General features: G+C 65.9%; 23 protein-coding genes. 10 read left to right on the top strand and 13 right to left on the bottom strand.

The window, feature by feature from the left end:
* Positions 1 to 11: 11 nt before the first annotated feature.
* The 3 genes from cobS to A3M1_RS0116240 all read left to right on the top strand — a co-directional run bounded on the left by cobS (position 12) and on the right by A3M1_RS0116240 (position 1770).
* Positions 12 to 794 carry an adenosylcobinamide-GDP ribazoletransferase gene (gene cobS / locus A3M1_RS0116245; RefSeq protein WP_018390049.1) on the top strand — a complete coding sequence of 261 codons (783 nt, stop codon included), beginning with the start codon at positions 12 to 14 and terminating at the stop codon, positions 792 to 794.
* A 77-nt stretch (positions 795 to 871) separates the two neighbouring features.
* Entirely contained in the window at positions 872 to 1051 is a 180-nt protein-coding gene (locus A3M1_RS25930) for a DUF1289 domain-containing protein (protein ID WP_081620340.1), read from the top strand.
* Entirely contained in the window at positions 1048 to 1770 is a 723-nt protein-coding gene (locus A3M1_RS0116240; RefSeq protein ID WP_018390048.1) for a TIGR02281 family clan AA aspartic protease, read from the top strand. Before A3M1_RS25930 ends, A3M1_RS0116240 begins: the two co-directional genes overlap by 4 nt.
* Before the next feature lie 15 nt (positions 1771 to 1785).
* Here A3M1_RS0116240 and A3M1_RS0116235 read toward each other — a convergent pair whose 3' ends face one another.
* The 9 genes from A3M1_RS0116235 to A3M1_RS0116195 form a co-directional block, all read right to left on the bottom strand.
* Positions 1786 to 2622 (bottom strand): sulfite exporter TauE/SafE family protein, encoded by an 837-nt coding sequence (locus A3M1_RS0116235; RefSeq protein ID WP_018390047.1) that lies wholly within the window; start codon positions 2620 to 2622, stop codon positions 1786 to 1788.
* 50 nt (positions 2623 to 2672) lie between these two features.
* Positions 2673 to 3674, bottom strand: a complete 1002-nt coding sequence (gene dusA / locus A3M1_RS0116230; protein ID WP_081620341.1) for a tRNA dihydrouridine(20/20a) synthase DusA — start codon at positions 3672 to 3674, stop codon at positions 2673 to 2675.
* 221 nt (positions 3675 to 3895) lie between these two features.
* Positions 3896 to 5593 carry a GMC family oxidoreductase gene (locus A3M1_RS0116225; RefSeq protein ID WP_018390045.1) on the bottom strand — a complete coding sequence of 566 codons (1698 nt, stop codon included), beginning with the start codon at positions 5591 to 5593 and terminating at the stop codon, positions 3896 to 3898.
* Between the two features lie 4 nt (positions 5594 to 5597).
* Positions 5598 to 6383: an ABC transporter permease gene (locus A3M1_RS0116220; RefSeq protein ID WP_018390044.1), complete on the bottom strand. Its 786-nt coding sequence runs from the start codon at positions 6381 to 6383 to the stop codon at positions 5598 to 5600.
* Between the two features lie 2 nt (positions 6384 to 6385).
* Positions 6386 to 7258, bottom strand: a complete 873-nt coding sequence (locus A3M1_RS0116215; RefSeq protein ID WP_018390043.1) for an ABC transporter permease — start codon at positions 7256 to 7258, stop codon at positions 6386 to 6388.
* A 130-nt stretch (positions 7259 to 7388) separates the two neighbouring features.
* A complete protein-coding gene (locus A3M1_RS0116210) occupies positions 7389 to 8426 on the bottom strand; it encodes an ABC transporter substrate-binding protein (RefSeq protein WP_018390042.1) in 1038 nt (345 codons plus the stop codon).
* 64 nt (positions 8427 to 8490) lie between these two features.
* Entirely contained in the window at positions 8491 to 9795 is a 1305-nt protein-coding gene (locus A3M1_RS0116205; RefSeq protein WP_026221347.1) for an FAD-binding oxidoreductase, read from the bottom strand.
* A gap of 17 nt (positions 9796 to 9812) precedes the next feature.
* Positions 9813 to 10535 (bottom strand): HAD-IA family hydrolase, encoded by a 723-nt coding sequence (locus A3M1_RS0116200; protein ID WP_018390040.1) that lies wholly within the window; start codon positions 10533 to 10535, stop codon positions 9813 to 9815.
* Positions 10536 to 10572: 37 nt separating this feature from the next.
* Positions 10573 to 11664: an ABC transporter ATP-binding protein gene (locus tag A3M1_RS0116195; protein ID WP_018390039.1), complete on the bottom strand. Its 1092-nt coding sequence runs from the start codon at positions 11662 to 11664 to the stop codon at positions 10573 to 10575.
* A gap of 272 nt (positions 11665 to 11936) precedes the next feature.
* Here A3M1_RS0116195 and A3M1_RS0116190 point away from each other — a divergent pair, with 272 nt between their 5' ends.
* From A3M1_RS0116190 to A3M1_RS0116170, 5 genes are all read left to right on the top strand, one after another.
* Entirely contained in the window at positions 11937 to 12893 is a 957-nt protein-coding gene (locus A3M1_RS0116190) for a LysR family transcriptional regulator (RefSeq protein ID WP_018390038.1), read from the top strand.
* 337 nt (positions 12894 to 13230) lie between these two features.
* On the top strand, positions 13231 to 14226 hold the full coding sequence (locus A3M1_RS0116185) for a hypothetical protein (protein WP_018964058.1): 996 nt from the start codon (positions 13231 to 13233) through the stop codon (positions 14224 to 14226).
* Between the two features lie 58 nt (positions 14227 to 14284).
* Positions 14285 to 15280: a tripartite tricarboxylate transporter substrate binding protein gene (locus A3M1_RS0116180; protein ID WP_157626322.1), complete on the top strand. Its 996-nt coding sequence runs from the start codon at positions 14285 to 14287 to the stop codon at positions 15278 to 15280.
* Positions 15281 to 15296: 16 nt separating this feature from the next.
* On the top strand, positions 15297 to 15749 hold the full coding sequence (locus A3M1_RS0116175) for a tripartite tricarboxylate transporter TctB family protein (RefSeq protein WP_018390035.1): 453 nt from the start codon (positions 15297 to 15299) through the stop codon (positions 15747 to 15749).
* Between the two features lie 11 nt (positions 15750 to 15760).
* On the top strand, positions 15761 to 17248 hold the full coding sequence (locus A3M1_RS0116170) for a tripartite tricarboxylate transporter permease (RefSeq protein ID WP_018390034.1): 1488 nt from the start codon (positions 15761 to 15763) through the stop codon (positions 17246 to 17248).
* Between the two features lie 68 nt (positions 17249 to 17316).
* On the opposite strand, the gene A3M1_RS0116165 is transcribed toward A3M1_RS0116170, so the two are convergent.
* The 4 genes from A3M1_RS0116165 to A3M1_RS0116150 form a co-directional block, all read right to left on the bottom strand.
* A complete protein-coding gene (locus tag A3M1_RS0116165; protein WP_018390033.1) occupies positions 17317 to 18123 on the bottom strand; it encodes a DeoR/GlpR family DNA-binding transcription regulator in 807 nt (268 codons plus the stop codon).
* Between the two features lie 139 nt (positions 18124 to 18262).
* On the bottom strand, positions 18263 to 21661 hold the full coding sequence (locus A3M1_RS0116160; protein ID WP_245261707.1) for an autotransporter domain-containing protein: 3399 nt from the start codon (positions 21659 to 21661) through the stop codon (positions 18263 to 18265).
* Between the two features lie 696 nt (positions 21662 to 22357).
* Positions 22358 to 22618, bottom strand: coding sequence for a hypothetical protein (locus tag A3M1_RS0116155; protein WP_018390031.1), 261 nt, complete (start codon positions 22616 to 22618; stop codon positions 22358 to 22360).
* Positions 22619 to 22688: 70 nt separating this feature from the next.
* Positions 22689 to 23216 carry an ureidoglycolate lyase gene (locus tag A3M1_RS0116150; RefSeq protein WP_018390030.1) on the bottom strand — a complete coding sequence of 176 codons (528 nt, stop codon included), beginning with the start codon at positions 23214 to 23216 and terminating at the stop codon, positions 22689 to 22691.
* A 144-nt stretch (positions 23217 to 23360) separates the two neighbouring features.
* Between A3M1_RS0116150 and A3M1_RS0116145 the strand changes: the two genes are divergently transcribed.
* On the top strand, positions 23361 to 24122 hold the full coding sequence (locus A3M1_RS0116145; protein ID WP_018390029.1) for a FadR/GntR family transcriptional regulator: 762 nt from the start codon (positions 23361 to 23363) through the stop codon (positions 24120 to 24122).
* Between the two features lie 51 nt (positions 24123 to 24173).
* Positions 24174 to 25073 (top strand): polysaccharide deacetylase, encoded by a 900-nt coding sequence (locus tag A3M1_RS0116140; protein WP_018390028.1) that lies wholly within the window; start codon positions 24174 to 24176, stop codon positions 25071 to 25073.

Genomic DNA, 25073 nt, shown 5'->3' with positions numbered 1-25073 from the left:
CGGAATCGCCGATGCCCCTCCCCATCCTTTCAGATGTGCCCGCCGCGCTGCGCTTCCTCTCGCGGCTGCCGGTGCGGCTGCCCTCCGAACCGCAAGAGGACGGCCCGCCCGATCTCGACCGCCTCGGCCCGGCCCTGCCGCTGGCTGGCGCCGTGCTGGGGCTCATCGCCGCCTCGGTGCTGGTGGTGGCGCAGGCAATCGGGCTGGGGGATTTTCTCGCCGCCACGCTGGCGGTGACGGTGCTGGTGGCGATCACGGGGGCGCTGCACGAGGACGGGCTGGCGGATGTCGCCGACGCGCTCGGCGGCTGGAGCGTCGAGCGGCGGCTGGAGATCATGAAGGACAGCCGGGTCGGCGCCTTCGGCGTGTGCGCTCTGATCCTGGCCTTCGCCCTGCGCATCGGCGCGCTGGCGGGGCTGCTGGAGACCGGGCCTTTAGCGGCGGCGGCCGGGCTCGTCGCGGCGGTCAGCGTCTCCCGCCTCGCCGGATTGTGGATGCTCGCCGCCCTGCCCTTCGCCCGGGCGGACGGTCTCGCCCGCAGCGTCGGGGTCCCGGGGGTGGCAAGCCGGCGGCTGGCGCTGGGCGTTGGACTCATTGTTGCGACTGCACTGATCGTCCACCTCATCGGCCTGACTGGCCTGATCGGCGGGACGCTTTTCGGGGTTGTGATTTTCCTCGGCGTGGTTCGCCTTGCGCGCGCCCAATTCGGCGGGCAGACCGGCGATGTCGCTGGAGCCGCCACCCTTCTGGTCGAAATTGCCTTCCTGATCGGCCTGCAAATCTTCGCGCGCTGACGCCCTGCCGGCCCGGCGCTTAACCGGATCGACAGGAAATTGCGCCAGAGTCAGCCGTCCCTGAGCGTACCGGATCCATGTCCCAAACCCTTTCCACACCTTGCGTTTCCGTCTGCACGCTGGATGCCGCCGGGCGCCTTTGCCTCGGCTGCGGCCGCACCCTGGAGGAGATCGGCGCGTGGTCCACGCTCGGCGAAAACGAGCGGCGCGCCATCATGGCCCGCCTGAGCCAGCGCCCCGCAGGAGCCGCGCGATGAACGCCGATCGCCTGATGTGGATCGTCGTCATCGGCCTCGCCGGCGGCATCGGCCTGGTGTTCTTCGCCTCGCGCTATGGCGACGTCGGCGGCCTCGGCGCCAACGACTTGGCGCAGCTCGTTTTTTACGGATCCTTGCTCCTGGTCGTCGGTGCCAGCGTGTTCGCCACATTCACCGGCAGGCTGGGCGAAGCGCTGCGCGCCGCCGCGCTCTGGCTGGTGATTTTCGCTGTTCTGGCCGTGGGTTACTCCTACCGGGTCGAACTGCACGCCGTCGCCTACCGCGTCCTGGCCGAACTGGCCCCAGGCTACGCCGTCCCCCTCGCCGACAACGGCCCGGCGGTCGAAGTGGCCCGCGCCCGCGACGGCGATTTCAACGTGCGGGTAGAAGTAAACGGCAACAGAATACCTATGCTGGTCGATACCGGCGCCTCCAGCGTCGTGCTGACGCCCGAGGATGCGGTGGCGGTGGGTCTGCCGCTGGAATTCCTGCGCTACGACATCCCCATCGACACCGCCAATGGCCGCGGTCGCGCGGCCGCAGTGGTACTTGAGCGCATTGGCATCGCTGGCTCGATCGACGAACGCGACGTGCCCGCCCTCGTCGCCAGCCCGGGCACGCTCAAGCACAGCCTGCTGGGCATGACCTTCCTCTCCCGCCTCGCCAGCTTCGAGATTCGCGGCGAGAAGCTGGTGATGCGGGCCAAGATGCTGGACTAGCGGCGTTTCTTCGTCTCACTCGACGATCAGCGCCACCACGAAGCGCAGGCCGACGATGAGCAGATACAGACCGAACCCAACCTCCAACTGACGCCGGGTGAAGCCGTGCGCCAGCCGGGCGCCGAGCGGCGCGGCCAGCGTCGCGATGCCGCCCACCAGCACCAGCCCCGGCAGCGAGACATAGCCGAGCGAGAAAGGCGGCAGGTCCTCCAGATGCGGGATGCCGCTTATGATGTAGCCGATCGTCCCCGGCACCGCGATCAGCGCCCCCAGCCCGGCCGAGGTGGCGATGGCGGTATGGATCGGGACCCGGTAGAGGGTAAGCACCACGGTGGCTATGCCGCCGCCTGATATGCCGATCAGTGGCGCCGAGGCGCCGATGCCGAAGCCATAGAGCGCCATGGGCAGCCGCCCCGGCAGCGTGTCAGCAAGAACCCAATTGTCACGCCCGAACAGCAGCTTCGACGACATCAGCGCGGCGAACAGCACGAAGGCGATCTTCAGCACCACGTCCGGCGACACCGCCGCCAGCAAGGTGCCCGCGACGACGCCGGCGATCAGCGGAACCGCCCATTGCCGCATGATCGAATTGTCGATTTTGGTGCGGCGTCGATGGGCGAAATAGGAGCGCAGCGCCGTCGGCACGATGATGGCGAGCGCCGTGCCCACCGAGAGATGCATGCGCTCGGAATCGTCGACCCCCACCGCGCCGAACACCTCATAGAGCACCGGCACCACGATGGCCCCGCCGCCAATGCCGAACAGGCCGGCGAGGATGCCGGTGGCAAGGCCGGCCACCAGCAGCACGCCGGACAGCCACAGCAGATGTTCGAGAGGAATTGCCTGCACCATCACGCCACCACGTTTCGTCCTGCGTCGGATCGCCCCGTGATGGCACGGATTCAGGCGACAAGCGACCGGCGTTCTTCGGCCTTGCGCACCTCGTCGACGGCCGCGCGCAGCACATCGAGGCCGGCCTCCGGCTTCACGCCCTCGGTTGCCAGATGGCGCCGGAAGGCACGCGCGCCGGGACGCCCGGTGAACAGGCCGAGCATATGGCGGGTGATGTCGTGGAGCCGGCCACCCGCCGCGAGGTGGGCGGCGACGTAAGGTTCAAAGGCAGTCACGGCCGTGAAGGCGTCGGCGTGCGGATCCTCGTCACCGAAGAACAGGCTGTCGACCTGCAGCAGCAGTTCGGGTTGCTGATAGGCCGCGCGGCCAAGCATGACGCCATCGACATGCGCCAGTTGCGTCTGCACCACCTCCAGCGTGGTGATGCCACCGTTCAGACTGACCGGCACATCGGGCAGCCGCGCCTTCAGCCGGTGCACCCGGTCATAATCGAGCGGGGGAATGTCGCGATTTTCCTTGGGTGAAAGACCTTGCAGCCATGCCTTGCGGGCATGGACGATGAGCCCGTCCGCGCCGGCCGCCAATACCGAATCCGCAAGCGCGTCGAGGGCGACCTCGGGGTCCTGCTCGTCGACGCCGAGCCGGCATTTCACGGTGACGGGGATGGTAACTTCCGCCTTCATGGCGGCAACGCACGCCGCCACCAGCGCCGGATCAAGCATCAGGCAGGCGCCGAAATTGCCGCCCTGCACCCGATCCGAGGGGCAGCCGACATTGAGGTTGATTTCGTCATAACCCCACTCGGCGCAGATCACTGCGGCCTTCGCCAGCGCCACCGGGTCCGACCCGCCGAGTTGCACCGCGATCGGATGCTCGACTTCCGAAAAACCGAGCAGCCGCTCACGGTCCCCGAAGATCACCGCATTCGCCGTCACCATCTCGGTATAAAGCAGTGCCCGACGCGAAAGGCCCCGGTGGAACGCCCGGCAATGCCGGTCGGTCCAGTCCATCATAGGGGCCACGGAAAATATAAATGATTGATTTTTCGACATTATTTTTGTAATTTCGAGAAGTTGGGCCGCGTCGTGTGTACTCGATTTTTCGCCACGATACGCCCCATTTTCCGGATTTTCGACGCGCGAGTGTGGCCCGCCCCGATTGAGTGGTCCAGTTCGACCCTAGGAACTGCCGCTCCAGCGGTTCGAGGGCGACAGATTGGCGTGCGCAGCCTTTTGGGCTTGGCCCGATCGCGATGAGAAGAAGGTCGACGGGCTCAGCGCCCGTCACGGATGAAGCCGGCGATGCGCTCGGCGATCATGATGGTGGGCATGTTGGTATTGGCGCGCGGGATCGACGGCATCAGCGAGGCGTCGGCGACGCGCACGCCTTCGACGCCCAGCACAGTGCCAAGCGGCGATGTCACAGCCTCCGGGTCGTCGGCCCGGCCCATGCGGCAGGTTCCCGAGGGGTGCCAGGTGCCGCCGACATTCGTCCGCACGAAATCGGTCAGCGCGTCGTCGTCGGATAAGAGTCCGCGCAGGGTGATGCCCTGCGTCACCACCGCATGGATCAGCGCCGCGCGCAGCGGACCGGCCCAATCGAGCAGCCCGGCGAGCACGCCGCGCTGCATCGCGTTCCAAGCACCCGGCACCGCGATCCTGGCGACGCGCGGCGTGTAGCTCGCCGGGAACACCACGTCGCGCGCGCCGTCCATGCCGGGATCAAGCAACACCTCCCCGCCCATGCGGAGCGCCGCCTTCAGGCGGACCAGATCGCGCTCGTCGCTGAGCATGCGAAAATCGACTTCCGGCTCCACGCTTGAGTCACGCGAGGCAAGGCGCAGGAAGCCGCGCGAACAGGACTTGTTCACCCAGAAGAAGAGGCTGCCGGTGCGCAACCCCACCGAATGCCAGCCGGCGCGCGAGAGGATCGCCGCGTGCATGTCGCCGGCCGGGGTTCCGGGCAGGCCCGAGGAGTAGCGCCAGATCGACTGTTCATGGTGCTCGCCCGGGTTGCGCTCGCGCAAGCGCGGCGGCAGCCAGGTCGCAACCGCGATCGAGGGGTGCTCCATCAAATTGCGGCCGACGCCCCGCCGATCGCACACCACCGGGATGCCGAGCGCGCGCAGTTCCTCCGCTGGGCCGATACCCGAGCGGAGCAGCAGCGTGGGCGAGTGAATGGCGCCGGCCGCGAGCACCACGTGCCGCGCGGTGATGGTGAAGCGCCGGCTCCCAGCGGTCTCAACCTCGGCGCCGATGGCACGGGTGCCCTCGAACAGAAGGCGCGTTGCAACATGGCCGGTGAGGATCGTCAGGTTGGCACGACGCCGGACCTCCGGCGTGAGATAGGCGAGCGAGGTGGGCTGGCGTTCGCCGCGATCGTCCACCGCCACCACGCCGCGAAAGGTGCCGTCTTGCCACAACCCGTTCTGGTCGGGCCGGATCGGGTAGCCGCGCCTGTCCAGCGTTGTCATCACCCGGGCGACGAAGGGCGAGATCTGCGCGTCGCCGATGCGGCGTAGCACCAGCGGGCCGCTGGAGCCATGCAGCGTGCCGTCAAAGTCGCGGTCGGCCTCCATGGCGCGGAACACTGGCAGGCAGGCCTCCCAGTTCCACCCCTGCGCGCCGAGCGCCTCCCATTCGTCATAGTCCCCGGGAGCGCCGCGATTGGCCATCAGCGCATTGATCGCCGAGCCGCCGCCGAGAATCCGGGCCTGCTCGTAGCGCCGGGGCCGGCGGCCGGCATTCCTCGCCGTGTCCCCCATCAGTGCCGTCAGCTTGCTCCAGATGTTGGACGTGTCGAGATAGGCGCGGCCGGGATAGCGCGCCTGCACCTCGGCCGGGATGTCGCCGACCGTCACATTGCGCCCGGCCTCGACGAGGATGACGTCCTGACGCGGGTCTTCGGAGAGCCGCGCGGCCAGCACACAGCCGGCCGAGCCGCCGCCAAGGATCAGTATGTCGGTGTTCATAGCGCTAGGACCGCCCGCGCTCGCCGCGCGCATTGAGCGCCACCAGCATGACGACGAGGAAGGAGACAGCCGTGAGCAGCGTGCTGATCGCGGCGATGGTCGGATCGATCTCGTCACGCAGCGCGGTGAACATGCGCTTGGTCAGCGTCTGGTACTGGCCGCCGGAGATGAACAGCGCCACCACGGTCTCGTCGAGCGCCGAGATAAAGGCGAACAGGAGGCCCGTGATCACGCTCGGGCGGATCTGCGGCAGGGTGACGATGAAGAAGGTGCGCAGCCGGTTCATGCCGAGACTGCGCGAGACCATTTCCTGCGCCGGGTCGAACTTCCGCAGCCCCACCAGCACCGAGGTGATGACATAAGGCAGGCCGAGCATGACATTGGCAAGGATCAGGCCGGTCATGGTCGCGAGCAGGCCGACATTGGCATAGACGAGAAACACGCCGACGGCGGTGATCACGATCGGCACCACCAGCGGCAGCATCAGCACGACCTGCAGGCTGCGGACCAGGCGAGAACTGGCGAGATTGAGCGCATAGGCGGCGGCGGTTCCCATCACCGTGGCGATGATGGCGCTCGCCACCGCGACGATCAGGCTGACGCGCGTCGCCTGCATCCAGGCGGTGCTGGCGAGATAGGCCTCGTACCAGCGCAGCGACCAGGAAGGCGGCGGAAAGGCGAGGAAGCGCGCGCCGGAGAACGACATCGGCACGATGATGACGATGGGAATGATCAGCCACAGCAGGACAAGGCCGACAAACGCACGCAAAAGCAGTTTGGAGACCGCCATGGTCAGCGCGCCCCCATGATGCGCTCGAACGGGATCACGAAGCTGGCGAGGCGGAAAATGAAGAACACGCAGGCCAGCAGCACCACGCTGATCGAGGAGGCCGCGCCCCATTCATTGTAGACCTCGATGTTTCGCGAAACCAGCATGGAAACCATGTAGGTCCGCCCGCCGCCGAGCAGTTCCGGCGTGATGTAGAAACCGAGCGTCAGCACGAAGACCAGCACCATGCCGGCAACCACGCCGGGCAGGGAAAGCGGCAGGAACACGCGCATGAATACATGCAGCGGTGTGCCGCCGAGGCTGGAGCCCGCCATGGTCAATTCGGGCGGGATCTTCTGCATGGTGGCGTAGAGCGGCAGAACCATGAAAGGCAGCAGGATGTGCACGGTCGCGACGATCGTGCCGAATTCGTTGTTGACCAGCGTGAGCGGGGTGTCGACCAGTCCGAGCTCAGTCAGGGCGGTATTCACCAGGCCACGCCGCTGCAGCAGGATCAGCCAGGCATAAGCGCGCACGAGAACGCTGGTCCAGAACGGCAGCACCACCATCGCCAGGATGAAGAGGCTCCAGCGCCGGGAGGCCCCCGCCGCCACATAGGCGACGGGGTAGCCGAGAATGAGGGCCGCAGCCGTCACGATGAAGGCCATGCGAAAAGTCTGCAGGAAGGTCATCCAGTAGACGTCGTCGGTCAGGAACCGCGCATAATGCGCCAGGGTGAACCCGCCATCCTGCCGCACCGATTGCCAGGCCAGCCAGCAGAGCGGCACGATTAGGAGGCCGCCCACCACAGCGAGCGCCGGCGCCAGCAGCAGCAGGACCAGGCGTCGCTCGCGCCGCTGATGCGCGAGCGACGGGTTGACCGACGACATCGACATGGAAGCCTCCTCGCTAGAGCACTTCCGGTGAAAGCCGGTTCACCGTGCGTGCTCTAGGTTTTTGTTTTTACGCATTTTCTTCACGCGAACCGGAACCCACTTCGCCCGAAAATGCGCGAACAGCCCTCGCTCACTTCTGGATGAAGGACGCCCAGCGCTTCTGCGCTTCCTCACCCGCCGGCGAGCTCCACCACGCTACCGAGATCAACACCTGCTTGGCCGCATTCTCCGGCGAGCTCGGCATCTGGGCGGCGCGCTCGGGCGAGATTTTGCCCGTCTTATAAGCGGCGGGGTTGCCCGGGCCGTAATCGATATAGGCCGGGAAGTTCGCCTGGATGTCCGCCGAGATCGCCGCGTTCAGGAACTTGTAGGAGGTGTCCAGATTGGGCGCGCCCTTGAGGATGCAGAGCGAGGTTTCCTGCAGAAAGCCCTGATTGAAGGTGTAGCCGATCGGCGCACCTTCCTTGATCACCGCAGTGACGCGGCCGTTCCACGCCATCTCCATGTCGATCTCGCCATCGGCGAGAAGCTGAGCCGACTGGGCACCGGACGTCCACCACACGGTGACATGGGGCTTCAGCTGCTCCAGCTTCTTGAAGGCGCGGTCGACATCGAGCGGGTAGAGCTTGTCGGCCGGCACGCCATCCGCCAGCAGCGCCGCCTCCAGCGTCGCCATCGGGTGGCTGCGCAGCGCCCGCGTGCCCGGGAATTTCTTCACGTCCCAGAAATCGACCCAGCTCTTCGGCCCGTTTTCGCCGTACTTCTGCTTGTTGAAAGCAAGGACCGACGAATAAAACTCATAGGGAACCGAATAAGCCGTCTTGTAGTCGGCGGGAATTTCGGCGGCATTGGGCAGCCGGGAGAAGTCGAGCTTCTCGATCATGCCCTGCTCGCCGCCGCGAATGCAGTCCTTGGTCGGTGTGTCGATCACGTCCCAGATCGGCTTGCCGGTGGCCGTCTGGGTCTTCAGTACCGGCCAGGCGTCGGGCGAGGAGTCCTGGTTGATGGTGATGCCGAGTAGCTTAGCGACCGGATCGAGGATGGCCTTGGTCTGGGCCTCCTGATAGGCGCCGCCCTGGGAGACGAAGGTGATCTGTTCGGCTGAAGCGGCCGCGGCCGACAGCAGCAGCGCCGCCGTTATCGCAGGTATCGAGAGTGTCACGCGCATTACGGTTCTCCTCTGGGTCATTCTTGTCGGCCGCTGGCGTCGCTGAAGCGATGATCGCGGCGCATCATCGCCCTATGGCGTCGAGGAACTGGTACCAGCCCGCGACCAGGCGGACGGCGGGTTCGCGCAATCCGTAGAAGGGGATGGGAAGAAGCGGCTGCCGTGTCAGCAGGCCGAGATCGGGCGTGCCACCAGTGACCAGCGCGGCGACATGGCGGCCGATCCCGGAGGCGAGGGCCACGCCGGTGCCGTTGTAGCCAACCGAATAGACGACGCGGTCGTCGAGCCGCCCGAGATGCGGCAAGCTGTCCAGCGTCATGGCCACCAGCCCCGACCAGCGATGCGTCACCGTCACCGAGGCGAGCTGAGGGAACTGGCCCACCATGGCCTTTTCCAGCGCCGCGAAGGCTGCCACGCTGTCGCTCTTGCCGAAGGCGCCGCGCCCGCCATAGAGCAGGCGATCGCCTGATTTTCGGAACCAGCGCATCATGCGCCGCGTCTCGGTGTAGCTGCGGCCGCCCGCCAGCAGCGCTTCGCCCGGGGTGCCCGCGAGCGGTTCGGTGGCGATCATCGCCGAGCGGAACGGGATGATCGATGTCCGCACGCTCGCTGTCGCCGGTGTCAGGTCGGAATAGGAATTGGTGGCAATGACGAGCTGGCGCGCGGTGATCCGTCCGGTTGGCGTCTCCACCTGAACGCCGGCGCCCTCGTGCCCAACTCGGATGACCGGCGTGTTCTCGTGGATGACGATCCCCAGAGCCTTGAGCCCAGCCGCCATGCCGAGCACGAAGTTGAGCGGGTGGATGACACCGCCATGGGTGTTGAGCATGCCGCCGGTGAAGCCGCGCGAGCCGGTCTCGGCCGCCACCTCCTCGGCACTCAGGATAGAGACCCCGGTGTCGCCCAGTGCCTCGCGCAGCCATGTGGCTTCGCTCCTGAGCCCCTCGAATGTGTGGGCATTGTGAGCGCAGCGCAGCGAGCCCGACGGTCGGTAGTCGGCGCCCGCAATGCCGAGTTCCTCGACCAGCTGGCCGACATGCTCGATCGCCTCCAGCCCGAGAGCGTGCATGCGGCGCGCCGTGTCGAGGCCATGGCGCGCCGCGATCTCGTTGAAGCCGATGCGGAACTTGCCGGACACAACCCCGCCATTGCGCCCGCTGGCGCCCCAGCCGATGCGGTTGGCCTCGATGACCACAGGCGAGAGGCCGGCCCTGGCGAGATAGAACGCTGTGGAGAGCCCGGTATAGCCGCCGCCGATAATGGCGACGTCGAAGATGTGGTCGCCCGACAGGCTCCCGAATGCCGGCCGCGCGACCGAAGTCGCCTGCCAGAGCGAGCCGCTGTCGATCCGGTACGTGGGGGCGGCCATACCCGTCGGGCTCGGCATCAGGCGGCCGCGCGGGCGGCGGCGCACTCCGCATCGACCGCGTCGGCGAGTTGCTTGAGCGAGGAGAAGTGGAAGTCCGGCTTTGTCATCACCTTGGGATCGGGCGTGCCGCCAAAACCCTTCTGGCCCTGGCGGCGCTCGATCCAGCAGGTAATGTAGCCCTCGGCCTTGGCGACGCCGATGTCGTGATACTGGCTCTGCGCGACATGCAGGATCTCACACTGCTGGAAGCCGAGCGCGGACTGCCGGCCCTTGTTGAAGGCGAAGAAGCGGGGATCAGGCTTGGCGCATCCGGTCTCGTCGCAGGTGACGCTGTCATGGAACGGATTGCCGAGCGTGGCGGAATAAGCGGAGAAGGCGGTGCGGTCCGCATTGGTCATGGCGACGAGGCGGAAGTTCTTCCGCAGCCGGCGCAGCGCCTCGACGGAATCGGCGAAGGCCGGCCAGCGCAGCACTGCGAGCTGGAAGGCCTCGGCGGTAGCTTCGTCATTGTTGAAGCCGCATTCATTGGCGAGCGACAGATAGACGTCCTTCATCGCGAAGGAGGAGCGGCCATAGTTTTTATCGCGGCCCCGCTTGTAGGGCTCGAAGATCTCGTCGTCGCTGGCTGCCGCCGCCTTCGGCCCGCCCAGCGCGCGCACCGCGCCGAGGACACCCGCCTCGAAATCGATCAGCGTGCCGACCACGTCGAACGTCATGACCTTGAAATCGGTGAACTTCATTTTCTGCGTTCCTCTTGGAAGGTGTCGGTAATTCGGGTCAGCGGACGTTCGGCACGACGATGGTGTCGTCCGGGTGGATGGCGACGGCGATGCGCTCGCCCGGCATCTTGAGCAGCGAACGGCCCTGGTGATTGCTCGGCACCCTGAGGCTGAGCCGCGCGCCCCGGTCGAGCTCCAGAAAGATGCGGATGCTCTCGCCCTGGTAGAGGGTCTCGGTCACGACGCCGCTCAGCACGTTTTCCATTCCCGGCCCCGCGTCCGCGACGATGGTGAGCTTCTCGGAATGGACAGCGAGGAACAGTTCGGTGACTCCCGGCACCGGCCGCGCGGAGATGAGGCGCGTGCCGTCGAGATCGACCGAGCGGTCATCCAGGCGCCGCACCGGAAGCAGCGTCGCCTCACCGATGAAGCCGGCGACGAAGGCATCCGCCGGATGGTCATGCAGACGCTCCGGCGTATCGACCTGGATCAACTGCCCCTTGTTCATGACCGCGACGCGATCGCTCATGGTGAGCGCCTCGCGCTGGTCGTGCGTCACATAGATCATCGTCGCCGCGAGCTTGCGGTGCAGGTGCTTGAGCTCGATCTGCATGGTCTCGCGCAACTGCTTGTCCAGCGCGGAGAGGGGCTCGTCCATCAGGATCAGGCGCGGCTCGAAAATCATGGCGCGGGCGAGCGCGACGCGCTGCCGCTGGCCGCCAGACAGTTCGTGGATCTTGCGCGCGCCGAAACCGCCGAGTTCCACCATGTCGAGCGCGGATTTGAGCCTGGCCGGCCATTCGGACTTCGGCATACGCCGCGCCCGCAGCGGAAACGTCACGTTCTCAGCGACGTTCATGTGCGGGAACAGCGCGTAGTTCTGGAACACGATGCCGATGTCGCGCTTGTGCGGCGGCTCGAAGGTGATGTCGCGCTCGCCGAGGAAGATCGCGCCGGAGGTCGGTTGGACGAAGCCGCCGAGAATACCGAGCAAGGTGGTCTTTCCCGAGCCGGACGGCCCCAGGATCGAGACGAACTCCCCCGGCGCGACGTCGAGGTCGATCGCGTCGAGCGCGCGGAAGCTTCCATAGAACTTGGAAGCGCCGCGAATGGAAACCCCTACCGTGTCACGCGAAATCACTGTCGACATGCTGTTCCCCGGCTCGCCCGCGAGACCGCTGTCGCGACACATCCCCTCGCCATGGGACCTCCTTCGCAAAGCTACGGCGGAACGTTACATCGCGCGCAGCAGATGCTGCCGCGTCTGCGAGGCGGCTTCTGCCGCACACAGGCCACTATGCGGCGCGGCCACGTCCGAATGCTCTGATCGCGGGCCCGAAACGAGCCTTCCATGGCGGCAGGAAACCAATGATCGACGCCGCATTCAATTGAAAAAATATCCGGACAAAGTTACATTATGTAATGCGTAAACTGCGTCTCGCCCTGCCATCGATGAATGGCTTCTTCACGTTCGAGGCTGCGGCGCGCTGTGGCAACTTCGCCCGCGCCGCCGAGGAGCTCAACGTGACACCGGCCGCCGTGAGCCGGATGATGGGTCGGCTGGAGGACCATCTCGGCATCATCCTGTTCGACCGAACGCCCGGCGGCGTGACGCTGACCGAGGCCGGGCGGATCCTCTATGAGGCCGTTTCGCGCGGCTTCTCGGGCTTCGAGCATGCCCTGCGCGAAATCGAAGACCGCAAGACGGGCGTTCAGACCGTCACCCTGTCGGTCTCGACCGGCTTCACAACGCACTGGATCATGCCGCACATGGCGGAGATCAAGCGGGCCTTCCCTTCGCTCGAACTGCGTTTCCAGCTCATCATGTCGGCACTGTCCGGGCCGGTATCGGATGTTGACCTCGGCATGCGCTTCGTCGACGGCCCGGACGAGCGGCATGAGGCGAGCTACATCATGCCGGAGATTCTGGTGCCGATCTGCAGCCCGGGCTACCGCGACCGGCAGCAGCATTCGCCGGCCGATGCAGCGACGGAAAGCTTGATCAATTTCGGCGACGCGCAGCCCGACTGGTCGCAGGTGTTCTTTCCCGGCGACCCCGGCGCGGCGACCAATTCGATGATCTTCTCCGACTATGCGATCGTCGTGCAGGCGGCGATGCTGGGCCAGGGCGTGGCACTCGGCTGGCTCAACGTCACCTGCCACTGGCTGCGGACAAGGGCCCTTGTCCCGGCGAGCCCCAGTGTCAGGGTCACGGGCCGGCACTGCCAGTTCGTGCGCTCGCGTGACAAGCCGCTGCGGCCGATCGTGGCCGATCTGCGCGACTGGTTCATTGCGCGGCTCGGCGAAGATGTCAGGCAGGTCGCCCAGCTCTATCCGGAGCTTCAGCTTGAAGCGCTGCTCGAACGCGGGCGCGCGTGAGCACTCGACGGTCGCGACCGCGCCGAAACGCCTCGTCAGCTGAACCAATGCCCATATTGGTTGAACAGCCACCTCCTCCCCGCCATCGATAGAAATTCGCGACCATGTGCGGCGCGATCGGAAAGGCCGTGCCCTGCCCTGCCAAAGGCCGGCTAATCTCGACAGGCTTTGTTGACGTAAGGTCAGGGCCAATATAAAACCAAAACCGAATAGGTTGCGATTGATTGAATGGGACACTGAGGTGTCGCCAGCGTCCCTCGCGGCACGCACGGGCCGCCAGAGCCCGGATGAAACAAAATTGCACGAGAAAGAGCATCCTTGCGGGAGGAGCGTGGACGTGGGTACGCCGACCAATATCTCGATGGCCTTCTGGAACCATGATCGCGTTCAGGCGCTGATCGACGGCACGCTGGCCCTGCCCGGCTTCACCACTGACATCCACGTCCTGCCGACGAGCGCGCTGTTTCCGATCGCCGTGCAGGAGGCGCGCTTTGACGTCACCGAACTTTCCCTTTCCAGCCACATCCTGCAGGTCTCGCGCGGCACTCCCGATTACACGGCCGTACCGGTCTTTCTCTCGCGCTCCTTCCGCCATAACGGCTTCTTCAAGCGGGCCGGCTCCGGCATAAACACCCCGGCGGACTTTGCCGGCCGCGCCATCGGCGTTCCCGAATATCAGATGACCGCCGCGCTCTGGATGCGCGGCATTCTCAATGATGATTATGGCGTGCGCGCCGAAGACGTCTCCTGGCGCACCGGGGCGCTCGACCAGGGCGTGCGCCGCGAGCGCCTGGCTCTCACCCCGCCAGCGGAACTTTCGATCACGCCGATCAACGAGGGCGAGACGCTGCAGGACCTGCTCCTCGCCGGTGCGATCGACGGCCTGCTGGCCCCCAATCCGCCCAAGGCCTTCCTCGACGGCGACCCGCGCATCGAGCGCGTCTTCCCCGATTTCGAGGCCGCCGAGCGCGCCTATTTTGCCCGGACCGGGTTCTTTCCGGTCATGCATGTGCTGGCGGTGCGGGACACGCTGGTCCGGCGCCATCCCGATCTGCCGATGCAGCTGTTCGACACGTTCCGCAGCGCACGCGACCTGGCGATGCAGAGGTTGCGGGAAATATGGCTCGGCTCGGCGAACCGGCTGACGCTGCCCTGGCTGAACGCCAGCATGGAAGCGACCCTGGCCACCATGGGCCGCGACTACTGGCCCTATGGCTTCACAGCCGCGCGCACCGAGCTTGCCGCCGCCTGCCGCTATTCCACCGAGCAGCACCTCGCCATGCGGCAGGTCTCGCCAGAAGAGCTTTTCCACCCGTCGACACTCTGGACCTGAACGAAGCCAGGGACGGTGGAACTGGACAAACGACAACAGACCAAACGGGAGGACTTTCATGACGACAAGGACAAGGAGTGCCGGCGCGCTCGCCATTACCTGCGCGCTTTCCTGGGCCATGGCCGCCACCGTGCCCGCATTGGCGCAAACCGAGATGCGCGCGCCCAAGGGGCCAATCGAGATCACCGTCGGTTCCGGCGCCGGCGGATCGCCCGATGTCATCATGCGGACCATGGCCAAGATCATGAATGATGGCCTGGTCGAGAACCCGATCGTGGTCCAGAACCGGACCGGTGGCGGTCATTCCAACGCCTACAACTATGTCCTGGGCAAGAAGGGCGACGAGAACGTCCTCCTCACTTTGGCCTCGCCTGTTTTCACCACCCCGATCGTCCAGGGCACGCCCTCGGTGATCGACCAGGTCACGCCGATCGCCGGCTTCGTCCAGTCGGAGCTGGTGTTGCTGACCAACCCGGACGGCAAGTTCAACACGCTTGAAGAGTTCGTGGCCGCCGCCAAGGCGCAGCCCGGCCGTGTCCGCATCGCCGGCGGCGCCTCGGGCGGCAACGACCATCTGGCCACCGCTCTGGTCGAGCAGGCCGCCGACATCAAGCTGACCTACATTCCGCATGAAAGCGGCTCGGCGGCGCAGGCCACCTTCCTCGGCGGCAATGTCGAGGGCCATTTCGCCACGCTGGCAGAGGGCCTGACCCTCATCGAATCCGGCAAGGCCAAGCCGCTGGCCATTCTCTCGGAGAAGCGCCGCACCGAGCCCGGCTACAAGGATGTGCCAACCGCGAAGGAACAGGGCGTCGACGTTGTCTACCTTCAGTTCTGGGGCGTGGCGGGTCCTCCGGGCCTCGATCCGGCCGTTGCCGCCTGGTGGGCGGACAAGTTCCAGAAGGCCACGGAGACCCAAGCCTGGAAGGACACGATCGCCAAGAACCTGCAGCTGTCCACCTTCTACGGGCTGGAGGACGCCGGGGCCTATTTCAAGCGTGAGCAGGACACGTTCCGACGTCTCCTGACAAGCGTCGGCCTCGCGAAGAACTGACCGGCGGAGCCAGACGATGAGACTTCTCGCGGCACTTCCCGCTCTGTTCATGATCGGGCTGTCCCTGATCGTCGGCCTTGGGACGATGGGCCTGCGCTATTGGGACGGCGTGACGCCGGGGCCTGCGTTCTTTCCCGTCTGGCTTGCCGCTGCGGGGGCGCTGCTGGCCATGATTCTGCTCGTTCAGCAGTTTCGTGGCCACTCCCTCGGCGATCTCGATTTTCCCGACAAGGCCGGCTTCCTGCGTGTCGGCGCGACCCTCGCGGCGATGGTCGGCATGGGCCTGGTGACGCCTGTCATCGGCATGGTGCCCGCCGTCGCCCTCTTCATCGGGATCATGCTGACGATCGTGCTGCGGCAGAAGCTGGTGCCCAGCCTCCTCACCGCCGTCGGCGTGGCCGTCGGCGTCGAGCTCGTCTTCGTGCGTTGGCTGGGCGTTTCCCTGCCGACTTTCGCCTTCAGCCTTTGAGTGCGCGAACCATGACCATCCTCGAATTGCTCGGCCAGGGTTTCGCGACGGTTCTCACACCGGCGGGCCTCGGCTTCGTCTTTCTCGGCGTGCTGATCGGCCAGATCGTCGGGGCGCTGCCGGGCATCGGGCCGGCGGCGGGTATGGCGCTGCTGCTGCCGCTCACCTTCGGCCTCGACCCGGCGATCGCCATCATGATGCTGGCCGGCATCATGTATGGCGGCCAGTATGGCGGCACGCTGACCTCCGTCCTCATCAACGTGCCGGGCGAGGCCTCGGGCGTCATGACAGCGGTGGACGGACACAAGCTGGCGCGCGAGGGGCGGGCCGGCACGGCGCTGTCGATTGCCGCCATCGGCTCCTTCATCGCCGGCATCGGCGCCGTCATCGCCGTCACCTTCATTACCCCGACGCTCAGCGACTTCGCGCTGCGCTTCAATGCGCCGGAATATTTCCTGCTCGCTCTTCTCGGCGTCACCGCGACCGCCAGCCTCGGCGCCTCGCCGGTGCGTGCGCTGATGGCCGGCGTGCTCGGGCTGATGATCGCGCTGGTCGGCGCCGACCCCGTAACGGGCGCCCCGCGCCTGACCTTCGACCAGCCCGCTTTGTTCGAGGGGATCGACTTCATCCCCGTGGCCATCGGCATCTTCGGCATAGGCGAGGTGCTGGCCTCGCTGGAGCGGGCACAGGCGATCGAGCCGATCCGCACCCGTTTTCGCGACATGCTGCCGAAGATGAGCGACTGGGTCGCCACCCGCGCCGCCATTCTGCGCGGTGGCATCATCGGCCTGTTCGTCGGCATCATGCCCGGAGCCGGCGCTTCGGTGGCCTCGCTGCTCGCCTATCTCACAGAGCGCAAATTCAGCCGCCATCCCGAGCGCTTCGGCAAGGGCGCGCTGGACGGCGTGGCTGCCGCCGAAGCGGCGAACAATTCGGCCTCGCATGGCGCGATGATCCCGATGCTGGCCCTCGGCATTCCCGGCTCGGCATCTACGGCGGTGCTGCTGGCGGCGCTCATCCTGCACGGCGTTCGCCCCGGCCCGATGCTGATGCAGCAGGAATCGACGCTGGTCTGGGGCCTCATTGCCTCGATGTTCGTCGGCAACCTGTTCCTGCTGATCATCAACCTGCCGCTGGCTCCGCTGTTCGCGGCGCTGCTGCGCGTGCCCTATGTCTACCTGGCTCCCGGCATCCTCGCGCTCTCTCTGGTCGGCGCCTATGCCGCGACGCTGGACCTGGGCACGGTGTGGATGTGCATCGTGTTCGGCGTGCTGGGCTGGCTGATGATCAAGTTCGACATCCCCCGGCCGCCGCTGGTGCTGGCGCTGGTGCTCGCGCCGATGCTGGAAATGTCGCTGCGCCAGTCGCTGCTGCTCTCCTTCGGCAGCCTGTCGATCTTCGTCGAGCGCCCGATCGCCGCCGTGCTGCTGATGGTGGTTCTGCTCTCCCTCGCGCTGCCCGTCTTCGGCGCGCTCAAGCGGTCCCGGGTCCGCTCCTGACGACACAGCCTATTCGACCGGGCCGCCATGCGGTCCGGCCGGGACAAGGCGCATGCCGCTGTCGGGTCTCAGTCCAGCTCCAGCCGGGCGAGGTGGAGCTTCACCCCGCTCTTCTCGGCCACGCTGGCGAGATCACCCACCGGCGCCGCCTCGGTGACGAGCAGGTCGATGTCGCAGAGCGAGCCCAGCCGCACCAGCCCGCGACGGCCGAACTTGCTGCTGTCAATGGCCAGGATCACCCGCCCGGCCTGCATCATGGCGGCCCGCACGGCGGCGACTTCGGCATAGTCGTCATCGCCGATATCGCCGTCCTCGTCGATGCCGCTGACCGAGATGACCACGAAATCGAACTTGAAGGCCTGGATGAACTCGGCCGAGGTCTGGCTGAACACGCCGCCATCCACCTGCCGCACGAAACCGCCTGGCACGGCGATGGTGAAATCCGTGCAGTCGCTCAGCGTCGATGCGACGCGCAGGCTGTAGGTGACGACGCGCAGTGCCTTGTGGTCGATGAGCGCGCGGGCGACGGCTTCGCAGGTGGTGCCGGTGTCGAGGAAGACCGAGGCGTTGTCGGGAACGAGGCGGGCGATGGCGGCGCCGATGGCGTCCTTGGCCTCCGCATTGGCGATGCGGCGCTGGCGATAGACGGTCGGGTCGATCGGGGTCGAGGCCACCGCGCCGCCATGCAACCGGCGCACCTTGCCCTCCAGTTCGAGCGCGACGATGTCCCGCCGCGCGGTCTGGGTCGTCACCGAGAAACGGCTCGCGATCTCCTCGATCGAGATATAGCGGTGCTGGTCGAGATGCTGCACCAGAAAGGCGCGCCGACGCGCCTTCTTGCCCTCGTCATCCCGCTCGTCGTCGCGCATCTGCATGTGGGCTCTCGAAAGCACAGCGTCAAAATAGCCAGCGACCCATGCGGCGTCCATTCGGCGCCGCATGGGTCGAGACGAGCCGATGCCGACCGGAACGTGAGGTCCCGGCCGGCGGATGATGAATACGGAACGCGGTGCGTCAGAACCTGACGCTCAGCGTGCCCGTCAGGCCGTTATCGCTCTGCCCCGAGCCAAACTGCCCATCATAGCCGATACTGATGGTAGCATATTCCGTAGCAGCAAACTCGATACGTGCACCGAGTACAGCAACATTTTCGGCGATCGGCGCGCCGGCGACCGAAAACACGTTGCCGCCGGCAAATGCGAGCGAGGCTTCGGGGGTGATATCGCCAGAGGCATATTGCCAGCCGACCGTGCCGTGCAGCGTAGTTTGCGTGCCACCGAGGTCGAAGCGGGTGGAGGCGCGCAGGCCGAGCGTGGTGAAGAAGGTGTCGAGGCCTTCGCTCCCACCGCCAAGGGCGGTAACCCCGCCCTGCTCGGCGAAAGAGTCGTTGCTGAAGTGGACATAGGCGAGGTTGACGAAGGGTTCGAGCATGCCCTTCTCGTGCTCGAACCGATAACCCAGCTCGCCGAAGGCCTGGGTGGTTGCGGCATCGTAATCGGCCGTCAGCCGCTCGCTGATGGTGGGGATGTTGACCTGGCGCGTGCTGTCGATGCTGTGCCAGGTATAGGCGGCGCCAAGGCGCACGCCGACCGGGCCGGCCTGCGTTCCCGCATAGAGACCCAGATGGACATTGTCGCTATTGGCGCTGGCGGCGAGATCGTCCAGGCTGACGGAGGTCTGGCTGTAACCCGCCAGCATGCCCACGCGCCAGTTGCCGGGCAAACCGGCATCAAGGCCGCCAAGTACGCCGCCCGTGTTGCTGGAAAGGCCGGAGGCGTTGCCGTTGCCGTCGACCTCGTTCCACGCTCCGAAGCCGCGCATCCACATGGCGACTTCCTTGGTGTCCGCCGCCACCGGGCGGGGCGCCTTGGTGTCGAGGCCGACCACCGCCATGTCGGAGAGCAGCGTCTCACCGCCCGAGGCGAGCAGGCGGTCATTCATCGCGTCGCGAACGAACCGGCTGTTGCCGACCAGCACGCCGGCGGTGGAGGCATGCACCTCGCCGCCAATCTGGGTGAAGATGGAGCGCGCCGTCGCTGCGTCCTGCATGACGATGGCGTTGTACAGCGCATTGCCATAGCCCAGGCTCTCGGCGCCGCGCGCCGCCGCCTGCTGGTTGCTGGTGTAGCCAACCTTGTCGAAGGCGGTGTCGTTGCGCGCCATGGTGAGCCGGATGTCGGTCGCGCCATAGGCCAGCGTCGGGTCGAGGAAGGCGAGGCTGGAGGTCACGTCGGCGAACGCCCCCTCAATGCCGCCGGCCGAGGTGAGGATGGTGTAGGCGGTTTCGGGCAAATAGTTGCCGCCGGCCGCGATGCCGATCACGCTGCCGCCTTCGATAGTGGTGGCGCCGGTGACGGCGACGAGGTCGCTCTTGCCCTCGGCGTTGAGTTCGACCTGATAGATGGAACCGGCGGCGAAGGTCAGGTTGCCCGCCACGTTGAGCGTGCCGATGGACTGGCCGGGCGCGAGCGTGCCGCCGGAGGCAACGCGCAGATTGCCCACCGTGCCGGTGCCAGCCAAGGCGGCGCCGTCGAAAACGGTGGTCAGGGACGAGGTGGCGATCGACCCGTTGACGACCAGCAGGCCCTCTTCGACCTTGGTCTCGCCGCTATAGGTGTTCTGGCCGAACAGGCCGAGCGCACCCTCGCCCAGCTTCGTCAGGCTGCCGGTGCCGGAAATCACCCGGCCGATCGCCACGGCGTTGTCCGCCGCGGCGACTTCGATGCCGCCCCCCCCGGCTTCCAGCACGACGGCGCGGTCGAGCAGCGTCATGGCGGTGCCGGCAATGCGCAGCGAGCCATTATCGAGATGCAGGCTCGCCGCCGAGGTGCCGAGCGCGGCGTCCTCGTCTACGATGACCGTGCCGCCATCGGTGATCAGCGTCTCGCCGATGAAGCTGTGGTCGTCGATGCAATAGTCGACAATGGCCTGCTGGAAGCGCGGATCGGTGCTCGTGCAGTCGAGCAGCGTCTTCTTCTCCTCCGGCGTCAGGCCGGTAAGGATCGGATTGCCGTTCTCGTCAGAAATCTGCCCGAGATAGACATCGGTCCGCATATTGTTGCGCGTGAGGTAGAATTCCTTGTTCTTCTCCTCGAACAACGAGGCGTCGGAGCCCCACACCAGACGGTTCTTCTCGACTTCCTTGCTATCGACCGTCTCCTTATAGGTCTCCAGCGCCGGGCCGATCCATTTCAGCGTGTGTGCGACCGGCTCGTGGTCAGCAAGCGGGGCGCTGCCATCATTGGTGAAGCCGACATCGTCGAGCACGCCGGTATAGGCGTCATTGGGATCGTCGACGATGGTGTACCACTTGCCGAAGGGACGGGAGACCATGAAATGGTCAATCGTCACCCGGTCCCAGCTGGTCCAGGTATTGGTCGCGTCCTCGCCGGCCGAGGGCCAGGTCGTGGTGCCGTCGCCCAGTTCGTGCGGCGCGAAGGGTTCCCGCTCCGCCGCGGTGGTGAGAAGCATGTACTGCTTCTTCAGCACGTTCATCGTCACCGGCGTGTTCGACGCCACCGGATAGGTTTCGTCCTCGAAGGTGACGCCGTTCTGCGCCATGTCCTTGGCGATGATCTGTTCCCACTGCCGCCAGCTCAGCTGCGAGTAGCTGGTCTTGCCGGGAAACTCGTCGCGGTGGGTGTTGAAATAGTCCTGGATCACGTTGCGATAATGGGTCAGCCCATTGCCGTCGACCACCTGCATTGACGCCGCATAGGCCTCGTAATCCGCCGCCTTGCCATCCGGCGTGTATTCCTTCGCCAGCTGCTTCCACAGCGCCGATGAGCCTCCGTCGACGATGGTGCGGGCGAAGAGATAGGATTGCTGCTGCGCGCCGTGGAGACCGCGCTCAGAGACGTCGCCGGCATTGAAGTCACCGACGAGAATGATCGGCGTATCCGAACTGGCCGCCCAGCTGTTCATGCCCTTCACCTCGTTGAGGCGGGCATTGGGCTCATCGTAGTAGTTGAGATGCACCGAGCCGATGATCGTCTGGGGAACGCCGTTCTGCGCGTCGATCTTCTGGTAGGCGACGGCGTCGCCGAGGGTGCTGGAGCCGAACGTGCCGGACAGCCGGCTGACCACGCTGACATCGCTGATCTGGGTGCCGGTATACGTACCGAGCCCGGCATCGCCCAGCATCTGGGTGAGGCCCGGAATGTACTTGGTATTGGTGCGCGATTCCTGCAGGGCGATGATGTCGTAATTGCCGTTTGTGAAGAAATCGGAGGTGACGTTGAGGTTGTTGGCGTACTGGTCGCCCCAGGTGTTCAGCGTCAGGATACGGAGCGTTCCGTCTTCCGCATGACCGGCGGCGGTACCGAGCACCGTCATCGCGGCACCGCACAGAAGCCGCGACGTCATGGCGGCAAGGCTGAAGTCACGTCGATGGCGGGTCTTCCTGATAGTCATCGTGCAGTCCCCATGCGCCCGGAATTGCCGCAGCCTGGCCCGGGAGCGCCGATGGCTCCGGGATTCAGGTCGGCGTTGATCGAGGACTGTTGCTTTGGCAGATCAATATGTCACTTAGATAACATTTTCGGCAGCATTCCACGGGGAGGATGATGCCTTGGTATCGCCGTTCCCGGGATGGAGGCGCTGGACCGCCGCCGCAATGGTCCATGGGGTGCACCTTCGCCATGCGCGGCGCGCAGCCATCAAGAAGAGACGTGCCGCACCGGGCGACGTCATCCCATTAACTAACTGATTTAGCTTCAACTTTGTTTGCCACGGGCCACAGCGTCATGTAGGCACCCGCCGAGATTCGATAAGGCCATGCGCGGCGCGCCGCCTTCCCCTGCCTGCCCGTCGCCCCAAGCGAACGCGCCGATTGGTCGGAGCCCCCACAGCGCCCGCCTTGCGGCCTCCACCCATCAGGGTTCCGGTGAAGACCACGGCGCAGCAAACAAAAATGTCGCTAAACGTACATTCGTTGACATTTTCACTGAGGACGTCGAACCGCCCGCCATGTACCGCTCACTGCGCGCAGCCGAAGGTCGAGCTGAGCTGCAACGTCAATGAAAAAGGGAGCAGGGATAACCACCCCTGCCCCCTTTCAGATCCTTCGGCCACATCGAGGCCGGACGGATGCGGCTTAAGCCGCTCGGCTCACCAGCTGTGGCGATCGCGGCCGATCAGATAGCCGACCACCACTCCCGCCAACGCCGCCGTGACCATGCCGGGAAGCACGTCGATCCGGTTGGCGACGGCGGCATTGCCGGCCGCATAGAGTCCCGAGGCGCGGTCAGCAGCATCGCTGACGCCCTCCCGCACCGCGTCGGTCGCGGCGGAAACATTGCGACCCGTTTCACGCATCAGCGCATCGGCGCTGGAGGGCAGGTTCTCGTTGATCTTGTTGGCATCGACCATCGGCATGCTCCTGACATTGACTGCCGGAACAACGCCCGCTGCCCGTTAGCGTTCCCACCGGGAGGCGCCATCAGCCGGCCCGGATGACGAAGGGTCCGACGAATTGCTCCTCGCAATCCTCGGTCGTGCCGGCCTGCCAGGACTGCACGAAGAACCGCCCCGCCCCGCCGAGCCCGATGATCGGCGTGTGCCAGACGCCGCGCCGGTAGACCACGCCGCCCCCGCCGGAAAAGTGGAAGGCGCGCAGCGTGGCGAGGTCCGGGCGCCCGTGCCCCTCATCGAGGCAGACGGCCAGGATGAAGTCTTCCGAATGCATGGCAACGATGGCTTGCTGCGAAAAGGCATGGCGTTCCAACAGCCGCACCACCAGTGGTAGCGCCTGCGGTGCCGTTTCGAACACCGAGGCGACAAGCCGACTTCCCGGCCGTGTATCCGCATCGATCCGTGCAATGTCGTAGCGCAGCGCGGTGCCGGCATTGACATGCACCGGGTCAGCAGCACCGGCGCGCACGAGATGGCCATAGGGGCGAAAGAGGGCCGCGGTGGCCGGGAGCAGTCGCACCTCCAGCCGGGCTTCGATATCCGTGTTCTCGCTCAAGCACGCCTCATTACCGTGGACACTTGCGCTCGCCCGGCAAGTGCGTCAATCGAACATTTGGGGGCAGCGAAGTGACCAAAATTTGAACTGGTCAGACCGGCTCCAACGGTGCCATCCTTGCAGCGAGTGACGGAATTTAGCCAGATGCGTAAAGCGGTGCAAGGTGCCGGCGAAAACAGTGGTCAGACCGATTCAACAGCCAAGCGCCGGCGCCAGCCGGCCCCCACGGCGGCCCAGCTCGCCGTGAGCGCGCTGCAGAAGCTGATCGAGGACCGCAAGCTCGGGCCGGGCGCGCCATTGCCGCCGCAGCGCGACCTGGCGCGGGAGTTCAACATCAGCCGCGCTACGCTGCGTGAGGCGCTGTCGATCCTGGCCACGATCGGCCTCATCGCCATCGAGCCTGGACGCGGCACCTTCGTGCGGGCGACCGCCGAGGGCGGAGAGGCAGCGCCTGCTCCCTCCTGGCGCTTCGCCGCCCGCTATTCCCCGGCCGAGGTCTACCAGTTCCGCTACATCGCCGAGAGCCACGCCGCGCAGCTGGCGGCGATGACCCGCACCGAGGCGGAGATCGAGGAGCTGAAGGAGAATGTGCAGGCCTTCCGCGCCGCTGCCCACGCGCAGGACTTCGCCGCCTTCGCGCAGATCGATTTCGAGTTTCATAAGTTGGTCATGCGCTTCTCGCGCAACCGCCTGCTGGCCGACATGCACGACACGTTCGGCCGCGTGCTGCTGGAAAGCTCGCGGCTGCCGGTGCGGCGCGACAAGCTGTGGGACCCGGTAATGGAGCATGAGCGCGTCGTCGAGGCGCTCACCATGGGCGACCCGGAAGGCGCCGGCTATTATATGCGCCGCCATCTCAGCCGCACGGCAGACCGCGCAGGCATCACCATGACCGAATTCGTCTGAGCTTTGGGCGCCGCAGCCCCCACCGCGGCAGGAACAGCGAAAGGAACGCGCATGGCCAAGGAAATTTTCGTCTCCTACGGCATCGACGTCGACGCCGTAGCGGGCTGGCTCGGCTCCTATGGCGGCGAGGACAGCCCCTGCGACATTTCCCGTGGCGCCTTCGCCGGCAAGGTTGGCAGCCTGCGCCTGCTGCGGCTGTTCGAGAAATGGGGCATCAAGACCACCTGGTTCATTCCCGGCCATTCCATCGAGAGCTTCCGGGCGGAAATGCAGGCAGTCGCCGATGCCGGCCACGAAATCGGCATGCACGGCTACAGCCACGAAAACCCCATAGCCATGACCCCCGAGCAGGAGGAGGCGATCTTCGACAAATGCGTCGACCTCATCACCCAGCTCGCTGGCAAGCCCCCGCGCGGCTATGTGGCGCCGTGGTGGGAATTCGGCTCGAAGACCAACGAGCTGCTGAAGCAGAAGGGCATCAAGTACGATCACTCGCTGATGCACAACGACCATCACCCCTATTACGTGACCGTCGGCGACAGCTGGACCAAGATCGACTATTCGCAGCACCCCTCGACCTGGATGAAGCCCTATGTGCAGGGCGAGGAGACCGACCTCATCGAGATTCCCGCCTCGTGGCATCTCGACGACCTGCCGCCGATGATGTTCATCAAGGCGGCGCCGAACAGCCATGGCTTCGTCTCGCCGCGCGACATCGAGGACACCTGGCGCGACCAGTTCGACTGGGTCTATGAGAATTACGACTACGCCGTCTTTCCCATCACCATCCATCCCGACGTCTCCGGCCGCCCGCATGTGCTGAAGATGCACGAGCGGCTGTTCGACTACATCAAGGGCCATGAGGGCGTGAAGTTCGTCACCATGGAGGAGATCGCCGACGACTTCGCCCGGCGCTTTCCGCGCAGCGGGGCCGCCCGGCCCGCACCCTGA

Origin of the sequence: Ancylobacter sp. FA202, from assembly GCF_000380205.1 — a bacterium.
Taxonomy (GTDB): Bacteria; Pseudomonadota; Alphaproteobacteria; order Rhizobiales; family Xanthobacteraceae; genus Ancylobacter.
Note: the sequence above shows the minus strand (reverse complement) of the source record. Positions and strands in the feature narration are given on the sequence as shown.